We start from the raw sequence: 22,813 nt of genomic DNA on the forward strand, positions 1-22,813 counted from the left end.
TCGCGGGAATCAGGAATCCAGGGCATTTAAAGCTTGGGTGCATAGATGCGTTATTTTTAATTTTGCGGATAGTCATTATGGATGCCATAGCCAACATACCGACAGTTGCTCACGTGATTCAACAAGCGGTCGCTCCGGTTTTTCTGCTTTCCGGCGTTGCCGGTATTTTGGCGGTATTGACCAACCGCCTGGGACGCACCGTGGACCGGTTTCGTTTGCTCAGTGAGCTTGATGGCGCACAAGCCGAACAACATCATCTGGAATTGCAAATCTTGACGCGGCGGGCACGTTGGAACCAATGGTCCATCATCCTGTGCACCAGTTGTGCCTTGCTGGTTTGCCTGTCTATCGTCGTCATGTTTGTTGGCGTGGAATTGGCCATCGATCTCTCGGATGTCGTCTCTTTTTTGTTTGTGGCGTCGATGCTGGCGCTGATAGCGGGTCTTTTGTGTTTTCTTAGAGAAATCATCTTGGCCACGGGCATTTTAGCCCTGCTCAAACGACCTTAAGCTATACAGCCATTCCGCAGATTATTGCCAAAGCGTCAGCTAACCGAATGCGGCATAAGCGGCGTAGCCCAAATTGGCGACGGCCAGGCCGATCAGGGTGAAAATAGTGATTTGCATGCCAAGCACTCGTTGATCCAGGTTCGCACGCAGCAAACCCCGGGCGTGGACTATTCGACCCAGGATGATCGCAAAGCCGCCGATATGCAGCAGCGCGACATGTCCGCCGCTTAATTCCAACAGCGCCAATAAAATCAACAATATCGGTATGTATTCCGTAGCGTTGCCTTGGGCGCGGATGGCGATTTGCAAATCGGTCTCGCCGCCATCGCCGAAAATCACTTTTTTTGCCCGGCGTAATTTGATAACTCTCTGTGACAACCCGGCTATTAGCAAGGCCGCCAAAGCGGCATATACGGCACTGATCACATTATTCTCCCGCAGTTTTGGTGTTGAAATTTCGGTGATTGAAATCCTGGAAAGTTCCTGCCATCAAGCAGACCCTTAAATTTCATACTCCACTGCACTCCACACTTGCCTGTGCCGAAGTGTCGTTACAAGGGCCGGGCAATAACTAAAGTTTTTAGCAACAGCGCTATTCATCGGTCGCTACGGGAGTGCGCCGTAAACGCAACGCCAACACCAATGTCCAGATGGAAAGCACGCCGGTTGCCCAGTGTTCGAACAGGCCGGTGGTTTGGATGGGATTGGCCTCCCAAGTCATCAGCAGCAGCAAAGTCGTCGCCAGCAAGCCGCTACCAATCGAGTAAGCGCTAAGTATGCCCAGCCACGCATGGCGTCGGAATACCACACCGCAAACAAGCGTTGCCAGAATAGCCGCGGAAAACCCGGTCATCGCAAACAGCCGATGTAATTCCTGGCTGGAAGACAAGCCATCGCAGCCGGGGTCGCAGGCGAATACACCGGCCCCAATACGCCCAATTCCGTCCAGACCAATCAGCGTGGCGAGCAGTGCCGAACGCCAACCTTCGCGCAAAGTGGCCGGGACGGCTAATGCAAAGCACACATACAATAATCCGGCGAATCCGAAGCCGATATAGCGCATCGGTATTTCCGTAATACTGCCGCGTTCACCCAATTCGCTGATGTACTGATAGCTGTGGTTGAACTCCGGGCGCATGGCGCCGGCCAAACCAATCAGCGACAGCCAGATTACCGGTGCCGCGATGCCGCTAAAGATGCCAAATCGGCCTGGATTCATCTGCAAATCTCGTCACGTAAAAACACTAGTTTATCCCGTCCAGCTTAGCCGTGCGTAGTGCATTGACTAACTGCATCCGCAAGGTAGCCTTCAGATCACGGGGGGCTAGTGGTGCAAAACTCAGTCTGTTACGGCGCATACAAGAAGAAATCATTAGCACCCCCACCGCAAACGACAGATTTTGTTTGGATTGATCGGCTGACAGAGGACAACATGGGTAATGTTTTGATTGTAGGAGCCAGTAGCGGGATTGGTGCCGTACTTGCGGGTTTGGCTCAGCCGCACTGTCAAATTTACTCGTTAAGCCGTTCTGCTGCGGTGCCGAACGTGTTCAAACATTTTAGTTGCGATGTAGCAAGCGACGCATTGCCGACCATTGATGAACCCTTGCAAGGCTTGGTGTATTGCCCCGGTAGTATCAATTTAAAGCCTTTCGTCAGGATCAAGCCCGAGGAATTTATCGCGGATTTTCAACTTAATTTGATCGGTGCCGTGCGCTGCCTGCAGCACTATCATCGCAATCTACAAGCGGCAGAGGGTGCTTCGGTCTTGCTGTTCAGCACGGTGGCCGTGCAAACCGGGTTTCCTTTCCATGCCTCGGTCTCGGCATCCAAGGGCGCGATAGAGGGTTTGACCCGCGCCTTGGCGGCGGAATGGGCGCCAAAAATCCGGGTAAACGCTATCGCGCCGTCATTGACCGACACGCCATTAGCGGAAAGTTTGCTGCGCGAAGACAGTAAAAAACAGGCTGCGGCGGCGCGGCACCCTTTGAAACGTCTAGGCGAAGCAGAGGATATTGCCCAGATGGCCTGGTTTTTACTGTCCGAAAATGCCGCCTGGATTACCGGGCAAGTCATGCATGTCGATGGGGGAATGTCTGCTATCAAGACTTGATAGCCGCTGAAAATTGCTTTGCAGCGCCAGGCTGCGCGGAGACTTGATGAATAAGCTCTATCATACCGTGGTGATTGGTGGTGGCTGCCTCGGCGCGGCATGCGCTTTTTCGTTACAACGCCGGCTGGGCAATAACAGACATAAAGTCGCTATTATCGAGAAAAAAGTTTTGGGTGCCGGCCTTAGCTCGCGGCATAGCGCCATCGTCCGTTCCGCCAATGCGTCGCCGATGGCGGCCAGGATGGCTAAAATGGCCACCCAATACTGGAAAAATCTCAAACCTCTTTGGGGCGTCAACATCCCCTACGAGCAACCGGGCGCAATCTGGATTGCGGAAAATACCCCCGACAGCCGCGCCGAGAGTTGGACGGCGCTGGAGCAAATGCTGCAACAGGAAGGCATAGGCTTTGCGATGCTTGCTCATCGCGACGTGATGGATCTGAGCCGCCACGCCCTAAAAACCGTGCCGGACGAAATCTACTACTACGAACCGGACGTTTTGCAGTTGGACTCGCCGCAGATATTAAATGCCATGCAAACGGCGGCTAAAAAGAACCGCATTGATGTGCTGGAACATTGCGAAGTCATAGACTTTGAAGGTACCGGACAGGGTATCAGCGCCATTAATACGAGCCAGGGCAAAATTTTTGCCGAACACGTGATCAATGCCGCCGGGGCTTGGAGCGCGGAATTATTCGCTGGTATCGGCCTAAGCATCCCGGTGGCTTTGGAACCGGTGTATGCCGCCAATTTTTTAGTGAGCGCCGATGACATTCCCGAAGGCATGCCCATCATTGCCGATTATGTCAATCAAGCCTATTTTCGGCGCTGGCGCGGCAGCATTTTGCACATGCACCAACCTCGTAGCCGCAACGCCAAGGATATTGCCCGCTCGTTTAGCAGAGCGGTGATGAATCCGGAGGGCGCCAACGTCATTTATGACGCGCTGAGTTTTAATGTTACCCATCAACAGCTCGATAATTATCTGGGTAAGGTGATTAATCGTTTCCCGAAAATTGGTAAGCCGGTTTATGCCGGCGGTTATCATTCGTTTTTCGATATTACCCCCGATTTGAAATTTATCTTAGGTCCGGACACCCAGTTGACTAATCTCTACCACTGCTTGGGCGCCGGCCAAGCTTTGAAATACGCGCCAATTTTCGGCGAGATCATTGCCGACTTAATTATTGAAGGCCATGTGAATTCAAAGTCTATTGATATTGCAGAGTTTTCCATAGGCAGGTTTTCGAATAACGATATATCCCAGTTTTGGCAGTCCAATGCACTGAAGAAAAACAGCTTGTAAATTCTAGTTATTATTAATCGAGGAGTTAATCCAGGCCGAGGCTTTATTGTGCCGATTATTTTTATTGAGTTTTTATAAATTTGCAGTTGATTTGTAAATATTCGACAAACCTATTTTTTATGGAATAGTGAGTGAGCGTAAGCTGGTAACTAAATACTCTAACCGCCGAGTAATTTATTAGCGAGCCAAAAATATAGTTTTTAGTGATTAAATTATATTAAACATCAATATTAAATAGTGAGGGATTTACCCATGAAAACATCAAGTAGTATTTACCGTTTTATCCGCACCTCGATTGCCGTCGGCTCAATTGCATTGTTTTTTAATCCTGTGACAGTTCAAGCCTCCGACCATGAATCAGAATGCTTTAACTCGGTGCAAGGCAAAATCCCCTGGAATGACGAGAAAAATATGAATTGGGAGCCCAAAAACGTCAAGCAACTCTGTGCCGGAACGACTAAATCCGCAGAGCCTGGCGCATGCTTTCTAAGCGTACTGGACGGCCGAGTGAACTGGGGCAAGGGTATCAGTTGGGATTGGCAAAATATTATTAATCTCTGCGCCGGCACCAATAATGCCAAAAACACAGTAGAGTGCTTCCAAAATGCCACAGGAAAAGGTTTGGATTGGCGAGACGCAATATTGTTTTGTCAGCGCGCTGATAAGTAGTGCTTTAATTTACGCTATCAGTGTTGTTTAGCTTTATTATGGGTCTTGAGCTTGTCGGATAATAGTGAGCCGCTAACGCCGACAAGCTCAGTTTGAACTTTAAATTAGAGGGATCACAAAATATATGTGGTACGGGAAGTAAGATAAAAGTCTAAGCGCCTGTCTTGGTTGAGACTTCATTCAATATTTTGTATCTGCTCACGCATCTGTTCGATAAGCACTTTTAAATCGATGGAAATCTGCGTCATTTCCCGGTCAGCGGACTTGGAGCCCAAGGTGTTAGCCTCGCGGTTCATTTCCTGCATTAAAAAATCCAGACGGCGGCCGGTGGGTTCCGGTTGTTTCAGGGTGCGCAGCACTTCGGCGACATGGGTTTCCAGGCGATCCAGTTCTTCCGCTACGTCCAGCTTTTGCGCCAGCAACACCAACTCCTGCTCCAAGCGATCAAAATTGGGTTCGGCGACCATCTCCAGCACTCGGCTGGTAAGTTTGCTACGCAGGTTATGCAGCACATCCGGCATACGTTTATGCGCCGCGTCGACCAGCAAATTAATCTTCTGACAGCGGTCTTCCAGAAGTTGCGCCAGTTGCGCACCTTCGCGGGCGCGGGTTTCCAGCATTTTGTCCAGGGTTGAGTCCAGCAACCGGACGATTTTATCGCGTAGCGCTTCCTTGTCGGTTTCGGTTTCTTGTTGCACCCCCGGAAACGCCAACACCTCCAGCGCGGAAAACGGCTGCGGGTTGTTCATCAATGCTTCGATACCGGCAGTAGCGGACAACAACTTTTCGACTATTTCCCGATTGATATTGAAGCTGTTGTCGCTGGCTTGTTTTTTGTAGCTCAAGGCGCATTCGATTTTGCCGCGCTTGAGTTTGTCACTGATCAGGCGGCGGGCGTCGGCTTCGACAAAGCGCAGTCTCTCCGGCAACTTGACGCTAACATCGCTGTAACGATGGTTGACCGAACGTAATTCGCAAAGGATGGTCAGATTGTCGGCGCTTATTTCGCCGTCCGCGAAAGCGGTCATGCTTCTTATCATTTTTCACCTATAATCGTTACGCTTAACCCGCGCAGCTTGCACATGGCCGAATACTACGATCCAGAAACTTATCCCAAGGAATGGAATTACCTTCAATCGGGAACCATTATAGATCAGTACATGATCGAGCGGGAATTGGCGCACGGCGGCTTCAGCTCGGTGTATCTGGCCAGACAGCTGGCCGATCAAATTCAGGTGGCGATTAAGGAATATCTACCGCGCAAGCTGGCGCACCGCACCTGGAATAATCTAGTCGTACCCAATAATGAGGAGGCCAAGACGCTGTTCATGCGCGGCCGCTCGCTATTCTTTGAAGAAGCCAAAGTGCTGGCGATGCTGAAGCACCATAATATCGTCGATGTGATTAATTTCTTTCAGGCCAACGACACCGTGTATATGGTGATGACTTACGACTACGGCATCACGCTAGACAAAATCCTGCACAAACGCAGCCTGCCGATTAACGAAGAATTCTTGCTGACCGTATTCAAGCTATTGCTGACCGGCGTGGAAGCGGTGCATCAAAAAGGTCTGGTGCATCTGGACATCAAGCCCGCCAATATTCTGATCCGCAGCGAAAACGACCCCTTGCTGCTGGATTTCGGCGCCATCCGCAAAATCACGCTGGACCCGCAGCGCAATCGTGCCAAGGTGCTGACCAACGGTTATTCGCCTATCGAGCAATACGATAACAATGGCAATCTCGGACCCTGGTCGGACATTTATGCGGTGGGCGCCAGTATGCGCGCCTGTCTGGATTATAAAATCCCGCAGCCCTCGCCGGACCGCATCAAACAGGACGATTTAGCCCCGGCCGTGAAGGCGCATAAACGGCATTTTCCGGAGTATTTACTGAAAGCCATCGATTGGGCCATGGCGGTTTTTCCAGAGAATCGGCCACAAAGCGTGGCGGAGTTACAGCAGGCCCTGAGTCCCGGCAATAGTTAAAAATCCGCCCGGTAAAGCCAGTATAATGCCGGCAATTTATAGACCAGCGAGAAGAATATGAGACCAAGCGGACGCAACCCCGATCAACTGCGCGAAATACGCTTTACCTGCAATTACACCAAACACGCCGAAGGTTCGGTGTTAGTGGAATTTGGCGATACTCGGGTTCTGTGCACCGCCAGCGTCGACAATAGCGTCCCGCGTTTTCTAAAAGGTAAAGGCGAAGGTTGGGTTACCGCTGAATACGGCATGCTGCCGCGCTCCACCCACAGCCGCATGGACCGCGAAGCCGGCCGCGGCAAACAAGGCGGCCGCACCCTGGAAATTCAACGTCTGATCGGTCGCTCCTTGCGCGCAGCAATCGATCTGAAAGCCCTGGGTGAAAACACCATCACTATCGATTGCGACGTGATTCAGGCCGACGGCGGCACCCGCACCGCATCCATCACCGGTGGTTTTGTCGCCTTGTCGATTGCGATTGAGCACCTGTTAAAAACCCACAAGATCAAAAAAAACCCGCTGCACGGCCAGGTCGCGTCGGTGTCGGTCGGCATTTATAACGGCGTGCCGGTGTTGGACTTGGACTATGCCGAAGACCATCAAGCCGAAACCGATATGAATGTAGTGATGAACGAAGCGGGCCACTTCATTGAGGTACAAGGTACCGCCGAAGGTCACGCCTTTAGAAAAGACGAACTCAACGCGATGCTGGAATTGGCTGAGTTGGGCATCAACCAATTGATCGAAAAACAGCAAGCCGCATTGCGCGAAGCCAAAAAGCCCGCGCCGCTGCGAGTCGTGCTGTAAAAAAATGAGTTTGATCGTTTTAGCCAGCGGTAATGCCGGCAAGATTCGGGAAATTCAGGCCATCCTGCAAAACGACCAAATCCTGCCGCAATCGCAATTCAACGTGGTCGAGCCGGACGAAACCGGCGCCACCTTCATCGAAAACGCCATCATCAAGGCCCGCAACGCTGCCGCACATTGCAAACTGCCGGCCATCGCCGACGATTCCGGGCTGGCCGTCGATGCGCTGGGCGGTGCGCCGGGGGTGATTTCGGCACGTTATGCCGGCGTCGGCGCTTCGGACCAAGCGAATCTGGACAAGTTGCTGGCAGACATGCGCGACGTGCCGGACCCAGAACGCAGCGCGCGTTTCATCTGCGTGATGGTCTATCTGCGCCATGCGTTGGACCCAACGCCCATCATCGCCCAAGGCGTCTGGGAAGGCCGGATTCTGCGGCAGGCAGTCGGTGAAAACGGCTTTGGCTACGATCCGGTGTTCTGGGTCGAGCAATACCAATGCTCGTCGGCGCAACTGGCCCCGGAATTAAAAAACGCCCTCAGCCATCGCGGCCAAGCCTTGCGGGCGCTTAGTCAACAACTTGCCGGGCTGTGAGTCGGCTACAGCAGATAGCCGAACAATTCACCGGCCTCGGCAGCAACCCGCAGATCAGCCCGCTCGGTAACGGCCTGATCAACGACACCTATCTCGTCACCCCAAGCAAGGGTAATCGCTTTGTGTTGCAAGGCCTGAACGGCCGGGTATTTCCGCAACCGGAACAGGTCATCGCCAATCTGCAACGGTTGAATCGGCACATCGGCTCTCAGCGTCCCGGCGATGTGTGTCTGCAAATTCCGGCCATGCTTTCCACCGTGGCTGGAGCAGCGAGTTACCGGGACGACAGCGGCCAAGTCTGGCGAGCGCTGCAGTTAATCGAGCCCGCCGAGAGCCGCGAGCACATCAGCAATCCGGCGGAAGCCAGCCAAGTGGGTTTTGCCTTGGCACACTTCCACAAGCTATGCGCCAACCTGCCCGCTGCTGAATTGCACGACACCCTGCCGGGCTTTCATATCACGCCAAGCTATTTTGAAACTTATCGGCAACGGCTGGCGCAGCCGTTGCAAGTCACCGTCGATGCGGCATTTAACCAATGCCGGGATTTTATCGACCGGATGCAGCAACAAATCCCCGTCCTGGAACAGGCCAAACAGGGCGGCGAACTGCGCGAACGGGTGATACACGGCGACCCGAAACTGAACAATTTTCTATTCGAACCCGGCAGCGACCGCATCGTCAGCCTGATCGATCTGGACACCGTCAAACCCGGCCTGGTGCACTACGACATCGGCGACTGCCTGCGCTCCTGCTGCCACAACCCCAGCAACAACGAATTCGACCTGACCCGCTGCCGGACCATTTTGGAAAGCTACCTGCAAGAAGCCGGCGAGTTTTTCAGTGCCCACGACTACGACTATCTCTACCCGGCCATCTGGCTGATTCCGTTCGAACTGGGCCTGCGCTTTTTCAGCGATTACCTGGACGGTAACCAATACTTCAAAGTCAGCACGCCCAGGCAGAACCTGGAACGGGCAAAGGCGTTATTTGCGTTGTGCGGGAGTATCGAGCTGCAGAAGGATTTGTTGGAGCGATTGATTGCTCGGTGCCGACACGAGTAACCAGAGCGCTCAAAATTACCGCGAAATCGCGTGGTGAGCACCGGTCAAAACAGCCGCCACCGTCCATATCAAAACCAACTGAAGTACCGATTTGAGCGTCGAGATAAATTCGGCAGGATTTTTTGGAGGCGGGATACAGCCAAAACCCGCCAAACGACATGAGCCTGCCAATGCCAAATGTCAAAGCAAAAGCAGGCGTAGGGTGCGGTGAGTTTACGAACCGCACCAATCGCGAACTACGGCCCTATTTTGGCGCATTGACCTTTAAATCGAATATTTTGTCGAGCGTTGAATCGTAGTGTGCGCGAAAAAAGCAACCGCCACCGCCGAATATGCGAACCCATTCACTTGAAAGCTTAAAATGTGCGCGCCATTCTTCCGGAATATTCGAGCAGAAGGCATTTATGTCAATAATTTTCTGGCCTGTCGGCAATTTGCTTCCCTGATATTGAAATGTGTAGTCCTCCCATCGATCTCCAGGTCCAACGTATCGGACATGCGACTGAAACTCGTGCTTCAACTTTGCATCTACTGTGATAAGTATCGTTTCGTCAGGCTCCCAGGAGCCCCCGGCTACTTGTATCCAGTGTTGCTTATCAAACCCAACTGCACTGGTGGCATATAAAAAAATAGGTATAAGCAAGAAAAGTCGCATTTATTTCTAATAAGTTATTAAGCTGCTAACAGTATATCTACCTGAAAGTGACCATTGACATACTAATTTATTGATTAGTAAAGAACGTTTGTTCTAGATAACATCTGTGACGGTTAGTAATGGGTCGTCATTTTCCATTCACTCAAGGCGCCGATAGTCGTTGTTGGAGTGATTGCTTTCGGATCGTCGCTTGATTTGCCTTGATGGGCGCTCGTCAGTGAACACTAAAGGACATCAAATAACGCTGCCGTTACCTCGGCACAAACTGCAAAACATCCTCACCCACAGCCGTCCGCATCGGCAAAGCCACCCCATCCCGCCAAAAATTCTGCTGGTCGCGGTAGTGCGCCGATAAAGGGTGGCCGGACTGGCCGCCCGGCATGTGGAACAGGGCGTTTTCCGGGTGCGACGGCGACAAGACCAGCCGTTCGCTGGCGCCATGGGCATTGTCCATGACCTTGACGCAAACGCTGGCGCAGCCGTCGCTGTCGAAGGCGGGCATGTCCAGCACGCCGCTCAAAGCAGACGCCACTTTGCTGAACGGGTGGCGTAAATTAACCGGGTGGGTCATGCCCCAGGTCAGTTGATCGGGCTCGACAGAGGGATATTTCTCGCGCAACGCTTGCACGGTTTGCTGCAAGGTTGCCACGATCATCGCCTGCCAATCGTCTTGATAACGCGGGTTCAGCACGCCTTTGGGCCGTTGCGTCAATAATTGCCGTAGCGGCGTTTCCATTTCCCGCCAGGCGTAACGAAATTGCGGGTCCAGTGTTTGACCTGCCGCCACCACTTTCTCAAACACTGCGCCGGCTAGGCGCGTGCGGAATTCACTCAAGATTGGCGCGCCTATGCTGCCGGTTTGCATGTAGCCGTCCCAGGCGGCGATGGAGTTGCGGGCTTTTTGCAAACTTTCGTCGGCGTCGCTCAGATGGTCCAAAGCGTCCAGTGCCAATTGCCGATAAAACGCCAGAACTTCACTGCGGGTATCCAATTGGATTGCCAGCAAATCCGGCTCCGTCAGGCCGTTGCGATTTTTCAGCAATTCCTCGATGCGGTGCGCCCGATAGCTCAAGGACCAGTTATGGCCGATCACATACGGGTAATCCCGGCCCAAGGTGCGATTGTTGGCGGTGACGATAAAACCGTCGGCCGGGTCGAACAGGCGCGGCAATTCATCGGGAGGAATAGAACCGCCCCAAGCGAGGTTACCGTCGGCCCACGACTGGCTGATCAGGCCGTCGAATCCGCGACGATTAGGAAAACGGCCCATGTAAGTCCAGGCGATATGGCCGTCACGATCGGCAATCACCACATTTTGCGGCGGCCCGCCGAAGCGATTCATCACCGCCACGGCTTGCTCGGTATTGCGGGCTTGGTCCATATCTATTAGGCCCAGATCCACAAAGTGCGGCTCCAGCGCAGTCCATTTGATGGCCACTGGCTGCCCCAGCAAATCTTGATCGGATACCGGCCCCCACTCGCTGTCGCGCAAGGTCAGCGTCACGTCGGGTTCACCTTTAACCCGAATGGTTTGCTGGTGTTCGGTAAACGCTTGCCAGCCCTGCGGTGTGCGATATTGGCCGGAATGGGCCGGATCAGTCTCCAGGCGGATCAAATCCAGAAAGTCGCCGGTGACATTGGTAAAGCCCCAGGCCACATCACCGTTGCCACCCAGGATTACGGCAGGAGCACCAGGTAAGGTCACGCCGTAAATATGGCGATTGCCATAACTCAGATCGGCGCGGTACCAGATGTTGGGCACATTTAGCGCCAAGTGCATATCGCTGGCGATCATCGCCCGGCCATCGCGGGTTTTGTTGCCGGCAACCACCCAGTTGTTGGACCCGGACACCACGTTTTCGGCATCCACGGCTTGGTTAAGCGCCAGCGTTGAATCGGTGCCGGGCAGGCTGGCCAGCGCCTCAAGCGGAATTGACGCATTAAAGCGGCGCGGTAGGCTGCCGCCGATTAATGCCTTGGCGTAGGGATCGGTATCGGGCGTCAAGAAAGTCACCAATTCCTGAGGCAGCGCGCGGGCCATGACGCTGACCATGCGCTCGTCCTGTTCCTGGCCGTTAAGGGTTTGAAACATCGCCAACTCGACGAGGATGCTGTCTTCGGGACGCCAAGGCTCGGGGCGGTGGCGCAGTGCCAGAAATTCCGGCGGTAGAACACGGGCAGTGCCAATGAATTGATTCACGCCGTCGACATAAGCTTGCAGCGTCAAACGCTGAGCCGGGGGCAAATCGGCAACGATGCGTTGCGCGGCGCGATCCATTTGATAGACACGTTGCTTGCGGTCCGCGTCCAGTGCCTTGGCGCCGAACAATTCGGCCAGGCGCCCGGCGCTTTTGCGGCGCATCAATTCCATCTGAAACAATCGGTCGCGGGCATGCAAGTAGCCCAGCACGCGATAGGCGTCTTCCCGCCGGGTTGCTTCGATGTCCGGCACACCGAAGGTATCGCTTTTGACGCTGGCTTGACTGGAAAGGCCGGGTAAAACCACTTCGCCATTTTCGGCGGGTAGCGATGCCAGCAACAGCCCTGTTACCAAAGCAATTCCACCGACAATAACACCGGCAATCGACAGGGAGGCAACGCGCTTTTTGGACATGGTTGATATAGCCTCGGGGAGATTGGAAAAATTGGCGCGGAGAAAGTCGCCAACTGCCCCGGCTATTATAGGGCTAAGATTTCAAAAGGTGATTGAGCGGATTTTTAGCAAAGCGGAGTTTAGCAATTAGACTCCGCTAGCAAAAACATTCGAAATTCATGCGTCAAAAAATCGGTTTCGGCACGGCGTTTTCCGAAACCGATTAACAACTTTCGATTGGTAGTGGCTTAAAGAAATTGACTTTGCATCAGTGAGCCGACGAAGACACGTCGCAAGAGACGCTAAAGCCCTGGATTTCCACATTTATACCGCGGTCCGGCGCGGCCAGTAGAAAATCCGCGATGGTTTCAATGATGTCTTGATCGATGAACAACGCTTTGGAGCCGTCAATCAGCAATTCGCAGTCATCGGTTACGGCAGATAGATGCTTACGTAGCAAGGCTTTATTCAAGAAGGAGACATCTTTATGTAAGCGCAGCAAATAATGATCGCCGTGCTGAGTCAAGGTAATCGCCGCGTGGAAGTTGGCTTTCAAGACGAAGTAGAATCCAGCCGCCATACCAATCGCGATACCCAACAACAGGTCAGTGAATAAAATCGCCACCACGGTAATCGCAAACGGCGCGAACTGATTCCAGCCCTTGCGATAAAACTCCACGAACAGTGCCGGCTTGGCCAGTTTGTAGCCGGTTTGCAGCAGAATTGCCGCCAAACAGGCCAACGGAATCATATTCAAATATTTCGCAAAAAACAGCACACTGACCAATAGCAAAACGCCGTGTAAGAATGACGCGATTCTGGTCTGGCCCCCGGCATTGATATTGGCCGAACTACGTACGATCACGGCGGTAATCGGCAGGCCGCCCATCAAGCCGCTGACCATGTTGCCCAGGCCCTGCGCTTTCAGCTCCCGATTGGTCGGCGCAACCCGTTTGTGCGGATCCAATTTATCGACCGCCTCTATGCTCAGCAAGGTTTCCAGGCTGGCGATAATCGCAATGGTCACCGCCACGCTGTAAATTTTCGGGTTACTGAAATAACTGAAATCCGGTAGACGCAATTGGTTGATAAAGTTGGCGGCACTGCCCAACTCGGGAAGCGACACCAAGTGCTTTTCGCCAATCATCATTTCCGGGGCAAAACGCACTGCCAGAGCGTTGAAACCGACACCCCAAATAACCGCCAGCAACGGACCGGGAATTAACTTTAAAAGCTTGAACTGCTTGATAAACCCGGAATCCCAGATCACCAAAATCAATAGTGCCACGGCACTGACGATGGTAACGCCGGGGGTAATCGCTTCCAACGCTTCGGACAATTCGAAGAAGCTGGATTCAGCGCTCTCCTGCATATAACTTTCATCGCCTTCGAAGCTGGTATCGTAACCGGTGGCATGCGGCGTTTGCTTGATAATCAAAATCAAGCCAATCGCCGCCAGCATGCCTTTAATCACCGAAGCCGGAAAAAATGCGCCAATTACCCCGGCTTTTAAATAGCCCAGAATTATTTGCAAGCCGCCGGCCAGCACCACGCTGAGTAAAAAACCGCCAAAGCCGCCCAAGGTTTCGATGGCTTCGAAGACGATAACCGTCAATCCGGCTGCCGGTCCGGAAACGCTCAATTGCGAGCCGCTGGCCCAGGAAACCAGAATGCCGCCCACCAAGCCGGCGATAATGCCGGAGAACAACGGCGCACCGGAGGCTAGCGCAACCCCCAGGCATAACGGTAAAGCCACCAGAAAGACCACGATACCGGCCGGTAAGTCCTGGTGCAGATGTTTCATATAAGAATTCAATTGCGATGTCATTGGTTTACCCAGTCGTTGCGAAAATCCGGATGCTAGTCGGCATAGCGGTAAATCGGATTGATTTGCGTGTTATGGTCGAGCTTGATCAGTTCATTGATCAAGCCGTCGTTCAGGCCGTATACCCAGCCGTGTAAAGTGGGTTTGTGCCCATGTTTCCAGGCCGACTGAATAATCGAGGTATGCGCCAGGCGATAAACTTGCTCGATGATATTCAGCTCGATCAGGCGATCGGTTTTTTTCTCCGGCGCAATAGACTCAAGCTCTTCCTGATGCAAACGGTAGACATCTTTAATATGCAGCAACCATTTATTGGTGATAACCAGATCCGATTTTTGCGGCTGCAAGGCCGCTCTCACGCCGCCACAGCCGTAATGGCCGCAAACGATAACGTGCTTAACTTTTAAGACGGAAATGGCGTATTGCAAGACGCTCAGGCAATTGAAATCGGTGACGATGACCTGATTGGCAATATTGCGATGCACAAAAATCTCGCCGGGCTTGGCGTTGACGACGGTCTCCGCAGGCACCCGGCTATCCGAGCAGCCTATCCATAAAAAGTCGGGCTTTTGTTCTTTGGCCAACTGGACGAAAAATTCCGGGTCTTTCCTACTGACTTCTTCCGACCAGGCTTTGTTTTCCAGCAGTAATTTCGTGGGTGTAATCATAATGGGTGTCCTTATTTTCTATCACTATGCGTCCTGGAGCGGATCCGGAACGGGTTGTTCAAAAGAATGTGTCTTTACCGGTAATACTATATCGAATCGAAACTATATAGCAATTGCTTTAGGCTCTAAATCTGGGCTAAATCAAAAGTTATATTGAACCATCGCTCAGCGCGCCTGAAATTGTGGTTCTCTGCGTGAGTATGGATGTTGGTGCCGCCTGCGGAGCCGCCACACTTAACCGCTGCCACCAGGACTGCACACTGGTTTCTTGCCAGGACAACAGCCATTGCGGATACAGGCCTATCACCAATACCAGCAGCGCCGGCACGACCAGCAATGCCAACTCGCGTGGGCGCAGATCCTGTACTTTGGCTACGCTGTTGTGCACAAGCGGGCCGAAGAATGCCCGTCTGACAAAACCCAACAGATACGCCGCGCCCAATACCGCGCCAAACAAAGCCACCATCGCCAGTGCCGGATAAGCCTGCAATGCGCCGAGTATCATCAGCAATTCCGCGGGGAAGCCATTGGTGCCGGGCACGCCGATACTGGATAGCGCAAACACGAAAAATAGCGTCGTTAAGCGCGGCAGCGGTTTGGCCAAGCCGCCGAGATGAACCAGATCAGTACTACCCAAGCGTTGCTGAATCATGCCGGCGATCAACATCAGGCTGCCGACGACGATGCCGAAATTCAGCAACTGCATGACCGCACCTTGTAAACCTTGCAAATTAAAAGCGGCGATGCCGACGATGACCAGGCCGACATGACTAATACTGGAATAAGCCAGCAAGCGGCGCAGATTGGTTTGCTGCAACGCAATCAAGGCACCGTAAATCAGCGTCACCGCACCGAGTATCGCCAACAGCCAGCGATGTTCCAAGGCCGCTTGCGGCGCCAGCGGTATCGCAAAACGAATGATGCCGTAAACGCCCAGTTTCAAACCGACCAGCAAGGCGCTGAGAAAAGTCGGCGCCTCAATGGCCGTGGTCGGCAGCCAGGTATGAAACGGCAGCAGCGGCGCTTTCACCGCAAACCCCAAAAACAGCAGCAGAAAGATCAGACCCTGCGCCGACTCGGGTATCGGCGTGTTGAGTAAAACCGGCAAACTGAAAGCCAAATCCTGCGGAATGGTCCCGCCGTTAGCCTGCGCGTGATTAATCGCCAGCAAAATAATCCCGAACAACAAGGGCACGCCGCCGAATAACATATACAAGGTATATTTCATCGCCGCGTACCGTCGCTCTGCGCCTACGCCCCATAACCCGATCAAGAAAAAAATCGGCGGCAAGGTCAGCTCCCAAAACAGGAAGAACAAGGCCAGGTCCAATGCGGTAAATACACCGATAGTTACGCTCTCCAGCGCCAGCATCAACGCCAACTGAAAGCGATTTAACTGCCGCACGCTGTTCCAGCCGGCCAACAAACCCATCAGGGTCAGCAAGGCCGTCATCGGCAAAAACAGGATCGAGATGCCGTCCACACCGAGTTGATAGTGAATATTCAGGCCCGGTATCCAGGCATAGTCTTCCAGCAACTGAAAATCGCCACGCGCGGTATCGAAAACCCCAGCCGCCGCGACGGTAAACAGTAATTCCACAACGGCCACCAACAAAGCGCCGCGCTTGGCTAACTGGGTATCCTGGATGAACGCCAGCGATAAGGCCCCCAACAAGGGCCAGACCAGACAGAGGGACAGCAAAGGAAAACTATCAGTCATGGTGCGGGCCGTTCATGTGGTGGCTGTGATGTTCCGGATAATGTTCGCCGATTTCCTTGGCTTCCTGATCGATATATTTCAGCCAGGGCGTGGTGTAAAAACCGGTGCCGATCAGCAGGCCGCAGATGGTCACAGCGATAATCCGCTCCTTAACCACCGGATGGTGGACGCTGCCGTAAGGCTGAACAATGCGCTTGGCATGAGCAATAAACAGCCTTTGAAACGCCCACAGCAGAAAAGCCGCCCCCAGCACGTTACCCAGCAAAATCGCGATGGCGATATACCAGCCGTGTTCCTCTATGGTGCCTTCGATTAATAGGTGCGCGGCATCGAAACCCGGTGTGCCGGGCATGACCATGGTGCTGAGCGCGGAAATCAAAAACAGCAAGGCGATAGTCGAATTGGTCTCGAACAGTCCGCCCAAACGCGGCAGGAACGAGGTGCGGGTACGTTCGTAAATCAAGCCGATGCTGAACAGCATGCCGGCCGTGGCCAGGCCGTAGGCTATCGATAGCAGAATGCTGCCTTCCAAGGCAAAGTCGTTGAAGGAGAATACGCCTATCGCCAACATGCCGGTATGACTGATCACCGCAAACGCCAACAGCCGGCGCATATTGATTTGCATCAGCGCCAGCAGGGCGCCGTAAAAAATCCCGATCAAGCCCAAATCGACGACAAAATGCACCCATTGCTCGGCCGCACCCGGCACTAGCGGCAGGATGAAGCGGATCAAGGCGTAGATGCCTAGCTTTAAACCGGTCAGAAAAATCGCCGCGCTGGCGGCGGTGCCGTGCTCGGCCAGCAACGGAAGCCAGGCGTGAAACGGAAACAGCGGCATGCGGATGGCAAAGCCGAAAAACAGCAAGATAAAGATCAGGGTTTCGTTAGGAATCGCCAGATTGTGATGTTTTAGAGTCAACCAATCGAAGCTCAAATCCAAGCCGTTTTGCGCCAAACCATAGCTAAGCAACACAAAGCCGGCTAGAGTCATGACCAAACCGGACAGCCAGTATTGCAATACCGATTTCACCACCTGATTGCGCTGCTTGCCGGTACCGGCAAATACCGTTAATAACACCACCGGCACCAGCTCCAGCAAGCACCAGAACCAGAATTGCAGCGTATTCAGCGCCGCGAATGCGCCGATTAATATGCCTTGGTAGGCCAGCAGGCAGGCGATGAACAAGCGGTCGTTGCGATGCCGGGTGATCAAGGTATAGACCAGCGCCAGCAAGCCTAAAATTGCCGTTAGCGGAATAAACAGAATATTGGTGCCGTCCACGCCAACCCGATAGTTCATACCCAACAATTGAAAATGTTCGGCAAGATGGAGCCCAGGGGTTTCCGAGTCGAATATCAGCAACAGATAAATGCTCAGCAATACGTTCAGCAATGCCCCGGCAAAGGCCAGTCGCACGCTGTAAACCGGTTTGGCGAACACCACTGCTAACATGGCCAGCAAGGGCACCAGCGTCATCAAAGTCAATAGCGGTACCGCCGCCACTGCCTGCCAGAAAACAATAGGGGTATTCATCGGTATCCCAGCGCTACCATCAAGGTGATCAACACAAACAACGCCAGATAGCGCGGCTGTAACAATAATTGCTCAAAACGGTTGGCAGCCTGACCCAGGCGCCGGCCAAATCGAATCGAATCGCGGCCGATGCCGCGCAGAATGAAGTGATATTCAAACCAGTTCAGCAAGGCGGCGGTCCATTGCGCCAATTTGCCGGCCAGACCGCTGCCTTGAGCGAAGCTGTCTTCCTGGCTATCCAGGTTGGCGCCCATTTTTTGCTCTTCCCACTGCGCCAAGGACGACACCGCTTTGATAGCCGGTGCCGGCGCGCCCAAGGCCTTATCCACAATGTGTTCGTCGATGTAACGCGCATCCTTGGCTAAGCGTAAAACCGGCTTGACCATCAGCCAATCCAGGGCCGGCTCCAGCCAGCCGCGCTGCAAAGAGGCGATAAAGGCCCAGCGGCAATTTGCCAGCGCCGGCGCCACCGATTTGATGGGTTGTCCGTGGGTGTTGTGCAAGATGGACGGCGCGGTTAGCAGCAAATAACAACGCACTACGGCATGCGCGGCCAGATGCCAGGCCGCCAAAGTCCAAAATCCCAAGCCGCATTCAACAAACATCAAACCCAGTTGCCCGGAGGTGGCGAAGATTTGCGAGCTTTTGATGTCGGTCTGGCTCAAGCCTACCCAGTAACTGTAAATTGCCGTCAGCGCGCCAACCACCGTCAACAACAGCATAGCCAACGGCGCCTGCATGAACAAAGGCTGCAATTGGATAATCAAGAACACGCCGGCATGGATCATCGCCCCACCATAGAAAATCGCGCTGGATGGCGTTGGCCCTTCCATTGCTCTGGCCAGCCAGGGCGTGAATGGAATTTGCGCAGATTTGGCGAATGCCGCCATGGCAAAACTCAGGGCCAGCAAGGTAGCGTCGCCCACTTCCAGATCGCCCGCGCTGCTGTTGATGGTTTGCCAATCGGCATTTTCCAGCCAGGCCAAGGCCAGACCGATTGCCAGAATAAAACCGCCGTCGCCGATGCGGTTGGTCACAAATACGCGGGTGGCGTTATGCGCGGCGATGGGTCTGTCGTAGGCGTAAGCAATCAGCCAGTACGAGCAAACCCCGGCCATCTCCCAGGCGATAAAGGTAAACACCGCGTTGCCGGACAACACCAACAGCAGCATGGCCGCCGCAAATAGATTCAGGATGAAGAAAAAGCGATGGAAACCGGCCTCGCGGTGCAGGTAATTCACCGAAAAGCGCATCACGACCAGCAGTAACAGCGAGAACAAACTGACCAAGGCCAGATTAAAACCGCTGGTGCTGAGTGTGTAGTCTACGCTCAGCGAGCCGCTACGCAGCCAAGTGCCGTACGAAACTGAGTCGGCCAGCTGGCCGGACAAATCGCCGGCTAATAAAGCCAAGGCCGTCAGTACCGATAGGCTGATAGCCATTACACCCAGCCGTGCCGTGGTTTTCTCGCCGGCCTCGCCATCGATAATCCGGAAAAAGTGCAGGCCGCCAATCAGTAACGCGGCCAATAGCGGAAACAAGGGCATTAGGGTTGCGTAGGCTGCCATACTCATACAACCCCCATTAAATCGGGCTGTTTGATCAACATGGGTGCCACCGGCAGGGTTTCGTCGCGATAGCAATCCGGCGAGTTATCTCGCAACGGCAGCTCGCTGTCGCCGGGTTGCCAGCGCACAAAGCCGACACCGCGCTGAAACACAAATATCTCGCCGCTATCCGGGTCTTTGGCACTGAGATGCACCCAACCGCCGCCGATCAGTTCTCGCAGGCTTTCCTGCCGGCCGTAAATTTGCGCCAACACCGCGGTTTTCGCCTCGACAACGATTTGCAAACGCATGGCCTCGTGAATCTCGATCATCTGCCTTGGTAAGCCGGTGCGCAAGTCGCTGCTGGCACCTTCCATCACCGCACAGAAGCCAGTCAGATTGTGCGGCACTTTCGAACCGCAACCCAGCCGTTCGTTATTCACGGTGGAGAAATAATATTCCAGGTTGATGCCGGCGCCGACCGGACCGACCGCCAGCAAGATGCCTTCCAGCACTGTACCTTCAGGGTCCTGGCTCGGATCGTAGGAAATCAAAAACAGGCGACGGTCAAAAAATGCACCTTGCGTTAAAGAGCGTCTACCGACCAGTGCCGCGGCGTTGGTGGCATGGCCCAACTCCGGCCGAGCCTGGGAAAAATCGGCAGCGCGATTTAGAAAATGCCGTAACGCTTGCTTGGGCTCCGGCCGGCGCGGCGCGGACGCCAAACGCCGGCAGCGCTCGTGAGCCGACATGCGCTGCGCGTGTTGCATCTGCTGCATAAATTTGTTGAAGGCCGGTTGGCGCTCCTGCGGCACGGCGCTGCTGTCATACCAGATGATGTCTTCGTCGCAGGTATTGTGTTCGGCTCCGATGAACCAGGTGTCGGCTGGAATGACGATACCGCGCTCGGCCAGTAATTGCCTGACTTCTGGCCGATTCGCCATTGCCGCGAACAACCGGGCATTCGGCCCACCGTGCCGGCCGCTGCAGGCGCCGCAATCGTATGCGGACAAATGCGGATTGTTTTGGCTCAATGACCCATGGCCCATCAATACCACCAATTCGGCAAAGCCGTAAGTCAGACCGGTATTACGCAAAAACCCGGCGATCCGCTCGGCTTGCTCCTGGTCGGTAAAGCCCCATCTAGGTTGTTGGGGCGTGGCCGGTGTATCGGGGTTGCCAGCGGTAAAATGCAATTGCGATGGCACATCAGGCGCGATGCCTTTCGCCACCGCAGCCAGCAACTGCTGCTGCGTTTTGGGAATGAAACTTTTCGCCAGCAACCCGAGCAAAGTAAAAGGTGCCATGGCATTGATCACCGGATATGCCAGCAGCGTATCACGGCGCAAACCGTGCTGAAGCAAATCGGCAAGCCGTTGCTTTAGATTGCGGCCTTGCCGGCGCCGGGCCAAGGCTTTTTCCTGGCCGGGTTGACTGCATTCCTGAACGTTATGTGCCGGTACGACCACCACCGGACAAAGGGCCGTCAATTTGCTATCGTCGAGGCCTTGATAATTCATCGGTACGCCAAAAAAACCGGCGGCTCCCAGCGTTTCGATAGCCGGATTGAGTTCTTCCAAGTGACGGCGGATGCCTTCCTCGCGATCATCCATGCAAAACACGATTTGTGCTGCGGGGCGGTTGTCTCGTTGCGCCCAGCGCCCGCGATTATGATTGGCGTGCAGGGCTTGCAGCAGCGCTTGTTGATAGTGGCGTTCGTAGGCGTTAAGCCAAATATTGCTGCGATCCGCCTGACTGAAAGTGTCGATGACGGCCAAGCAATCCAACAGCGGGGCCAGCTCTGAACGCTGCACGTCGCTGGCGATTAATCCAAGCAATTGGCAAAGGCGAAACAAGCGCCAACCCTGGTTATAAATACTGAGGGCTGAGGGAGCCAACGGACTAAGTTGCCAGGTCCAAATCCGTTCGGCCACGGTCTGCCAGACCTGTTTGTCCCGCGCCGAATCTTTCAGTAAAGCCTGTGACGCAAGCGCCAGATATTCCGGCAATTGGCCTTGAAACAAAGTATGCCTGACCGAAAACTCGGCCAGGTTTTTTGAAAAATAACCGCGGAGTTTGTCCAGTTGCGCCTCGCAACCCCATTGCTGCCTGCATAGCTGTTCTGCGTACAGCCGATCCAGAATCAAGCGTATCGCCAGATAATCGGCCAATAGGGGCTGGGTGGCGTCATCCGCTTGATAATCGGGATGAGTTTGCCGCCAGTTGATCAAACCCGACCAACCCGGTAGTTCAAGGGCTAGCCTTTGCAGATAGCCAACCCAGCGGGATTCTGTGATTTTCAGTGCTACCAGCTCTTGCGCAATCGCATCTATGGGTTCGGCAGGTAGCGCTCCCGTAACCGTTTGCCAATTATGTAGTTCCTGAAAAACCGGCTGGGCATCGTAGATCAAACTCTCACGCCAGGCTTCGTACAACCCCAGTTCTTGGCGCTTGGGCAATCGCCAGGCCGCCAGGCCTTCGTCCAATAACGATGCGCATAAACGAATCAATTGCGGACGCACCGTGTCCAGAATATCCTTGCCGGTCAACGCCAGCAACAAGCCGCGCAGGGTCAAACGGTCGCCGACCCGTGCAAAAAGGCTTTCCAGGCTCTCCATGCAAGATTGGCGCATCTGCTGTTCCGCACCGGCATTCGCCGCATCCGGCAGCCATTGCCGGATTTGCTCGGCGGACAAATCCAGCAAATCTTCCGGATGCAAATTCGGTGTTTGCAGCTCAAGCTTGGCGAGCAAGGCATCCCACAATTCACGAGCCGTTTCGCCAGCGGCGGCCGGCTTATCCAGCACTCCGAGCTCGCGCACCTGCCAATCGAATTGCCCGGGTGTCAGCGCCTGCAACTCGTGCAGCAAGGCCAGCCGGTAAAGCATCTGCTGAGTAATGGGTTTGCCATTGACCTTGCAAATCTCAGTGTCCAGCGCTTCTCCAAATTGCTGCGCCAATGCGCCATCAATATCTTGATCGGCTATCCGGCCCTGTGCATAAAACTCGCGAAACTGTTCGGCCGGCAGGTAGCAACTGATACCCGTCAATTCGTTAAATTCCTCCAGCGCTTGCTCGAACGGCAAATGCTGAAAGCCATGCAAAGTATTGTGATGCACGAAATCGTGGATCGGCGCCTGCCCCGGTAATACGTGATCCAGGTGCTGGATTGCGTCGAGGATAATTTGTTGGGCAGAGGCGTTGCCATTTGCGTAATCGTGCATGG

At 53.9% G+C, this 22,813-nt stretch carries 19 protein-coding genes; 8 read left to right on the plus strand and 11 right to left on the minus strand.

Features of this window, described 5'->3' with window-relative positions; genetic code table 11:
* Positions 1-77: 77 nt before the first annotated feature.
* On the plus strand, positions 78-509 hold the full coding sequence (locus tag ACR02O_RS02385) for a DUF2721 domain-containing protein (RefSeq protein WP_494522715.1): 432 nt from the start codon (positions 78-80) through the stop codon (positions 507-509).
* 39 nt (positions 510-548) lie between these two features.
* On the opposite strand, the gene ACR02O_RS02390 is transcribed toward ACR02O_RS02385, so the two are convergent.
* Entirely contained in the window at positions 549-935 is a 387-nt protein-coding gene (locus ACR02O_RS02390) for an MAPEG family protein (protein WP_494522716.1), read from the minus strand.
* A 166-nt stretch (positions 936-1,101) separates the two neighbouring features.
* Entirely contained in the window at positions 1,102-1,728 is a 627-nt protein-coding gene (locus tag ACR02O_RS02395; RefSeq protein ID WP_494522717.1) for a DUF998 domain-containing protein, read from the minus strand.
* A gap of 213 nt (positions 1,729-1,941) precedes the next feature.
* Here ACR02O_RS02395 and ACR02O_RS02400 point away from each other — a divergent pair, with 213 nt between their 5' ends.
* The 3 genes from ACR02O_RS02400 (at position 1,942) to ACR02O_RS02410 (ending at position 4,597) form a co-directional block, all read left to right on the plus strand.
* Positions 1,942-2,622: an SDR family NAD(P)-dependent oxidoreductase gene (locus ACR02O_RS02400; RefSeq protein ID WP_458138723.1), complete on the plus strand. Its 681-nt coding sequence runs from the start codon at positions 1,942-1,944 to the stop codon at positions 2,620-2,622.
* A gap of 46 nt (positions 2,623-2,668) precedes the next feature.
* Positions 2,669-3,928 carry an NAD(P)/FAD-dependent oxidoreductase gene (locus ACR02O_RS02405; RefSeq protein ID WP_458138724.1) on the plus strand — a complete coding sequence of 420 codons (1,260 nt, stop codon included), beginning with the start codon at positions 2,669-2,671 and terminating at the stop codon, positions 3,926-3,928.
* 252 nt (positions 3,929-4,180) lie between these two features.
* A complete protein-coding gene (locus tag ACR02O_RS02410) occupies positions 4,181-4,597 on the plus strand; it encodes a hypothetical protein (protein WP_458138725.1) in 417 nt (138 codons plus the stop codon).
* Between the two features lie 176 nt (positions 4,598-4,773).
* On the opposite strand, the gene ACR02O_RS02415 is transcribed toward ACR02O_RS02410, so the two are convergent.
* A complete protein-coding gene (locus ACR02O_RS02415; protein WP_230410256.1) occupies positions 4,774-5,625 on the minus strand; it encodes a YicC/YloC family endoribonuclease in 852 nt (283 codons plus the stop codon).
* Between the two features lie 54 nt (positions 5,626-5,679).
* On the opposite strand from ACR02O_RS02415, the gene ACR02O_RS02420 reads away from it, so the two are divergent.
* The 4 genes from ACR02O_RS02420 to ACR02O_RS02435 are packed head-to-tail and all read left to right on the plus strand — an operon-like array spanning position 5,680 to position 9,045.
* A complete protein-coding gene (locus ACR02O_RS02420; RefSeq protein WP_458138726.1) occupies positions 5,680-6,585 on the plus strand; it encodes a serine/threonine protein kinase in 906 nt (301 codons plus the stop codon).
* Between the two features lie 57 nt (positions 6,586-6,642).
* The gene (gene rph / locus ACR02O_RS02425) at positions 6,643-7,392 is read left to right on the plus strand and encodes a ribonuclease PH (protein ID WP_171697841.1); all 750 of its coding nucleotides are present in this window, start codon (positions 6,643-6,645) and stop codon (positions 7,390-7,392) included.
* Positions 7,393-7,396: 4 nt separating this feature from the next.
* Positions 7,397-7,984, plus strand: coding sequence for an RdgB/HAM1 family non-canonical purine NTP pyrophosphatase (gene rdgB / locus ACR02O_RS02430; protein ID WP_458138727.1), 588 nt, complete (start codon positions 7,397-7,399; stop codon positions 7,982-7,984).
* Entirely contained in the window at positions 7,981-9,045 is a 1,065-nt protein-coding gene (locus ACR02O_RS02435) for a phosphotransferase enzyme family protein (RefSeq protein ID WP_458138728.1), read from the plus strand. The genes rdgB and ACR02O_RS02435 overlap by 4 nt, the downstream gene beginning before the upstream one ends.
* A 244-nt stretch (positions 9,046-9,289) precedes the next feature.
* Here the strand turns inward: ACR02O_RS02435 and ACR02O_RS02440 are convergent, their stop codons facing one another.
* From ACR02O_RS02440 to ACR02O_RS02475, 8 genes are all read right to left on the minus strand, one after another.
* Positions 9,290-9,688 (minus strand): hypothetical protein, encoded by a 399-nt coding sequence (locus tag ACR02O_RS02440; RefSeq protein ID WP_458138729.1) that lies wholly within the window; start codon positions 9,686-9,688, stop codon positions 9,290-9,292.
* Positions 9,689-9,950: 262 nt separating this feature from the next.
* A complete protein-coding gene (locus ACR02O_RS02445) occupies positions 9,951-12,314 on the minus strand; it encodes a penicillin acylase family protein (RefSeq protein WP_458138730.1) in 2,364 nt (787 codons plus the stop codon).
* 247 nt (positions 12,315-12,561) lie between these two features.
* Entirely contained in the window at positions 12,562-14,121 is a 1,560-nt protein-coding gene (locus ACR02O_RS02450; protein ID WP_101053743.1) for a SulP family inorganic anion transporter, read from the minus strand.
* A 32-nt stretch (positions 14,122-14,153) separates the two neighbouring features.
* Positions 14,154-14,786: a carbonate dehydratase gene (gene can / locus ACR02O_RS02455; protein ID WP_319962767.1), complete on the minus strand. Its 633-nt coding sequence runs from the start codon at positions 14,784-14,786 to the stop codon at positions 14,154-14,156.
* Positions 14,787-14,934: 148 nt separating this feature from the next.
* A complete protein-coding gene (locus ACR02O_RS02460) occupies positions 14,935-16,506 on the minus strand; it encodes a complex I subunit 4 family protein (RefSeq protein ID WP_494522718.1) in 1,572 nt (523 codons plus the stop codon).
* A complete protein-coding gene (locus ACR02O_RS02465) occupies positions 16,499-18,040 on the minus strand; it encodes a complex I subunit 4 family protein (RefSeq protein WP_205452116.1) in 1,542 nt (513 codons plus the stop codon). Before ACR02O_RS02465 ends, ACR02O_RS02460 begins: the two co-directional genes overlap by 8 nt.
* Positions 18,037-19,614, minus strand: a complete 1,578-nt coding sequence (locus ACR02O_RS02470) for a proton-conducting transporter transmembrane domain-containing protein (protein ID WP_494522719.1) — start codon at positions 19,612-19,614, stop codon at positions 18,037-18,039. The genes ACR02O_RS02465 and ACR02O_RS02470 overlap by 4 nt, the downstream gene beginning before the upstream one ends.
* On the minus strand, positions 19,611-22,811 hold the full coding sequence (locus ACR02O_RS02475; protein WP_494522720.1) for a DUF2309 domain-containing protein: 3,201 nt from the start codon (positions 22,809-22,811) through the stop codon (positions 19,611-19,613). The genes ACR02O_RS02470 and ACR02O_RS02475 overlap by 4 nt, the downstream gene beginning before the upstream one ends.
* Positions 22,812-22,813 lie beyond the last annotated feature (2 nt).

It is taken from the genome of Methylomonas sp. PHL2-19 (assembly GCF_059331595.1).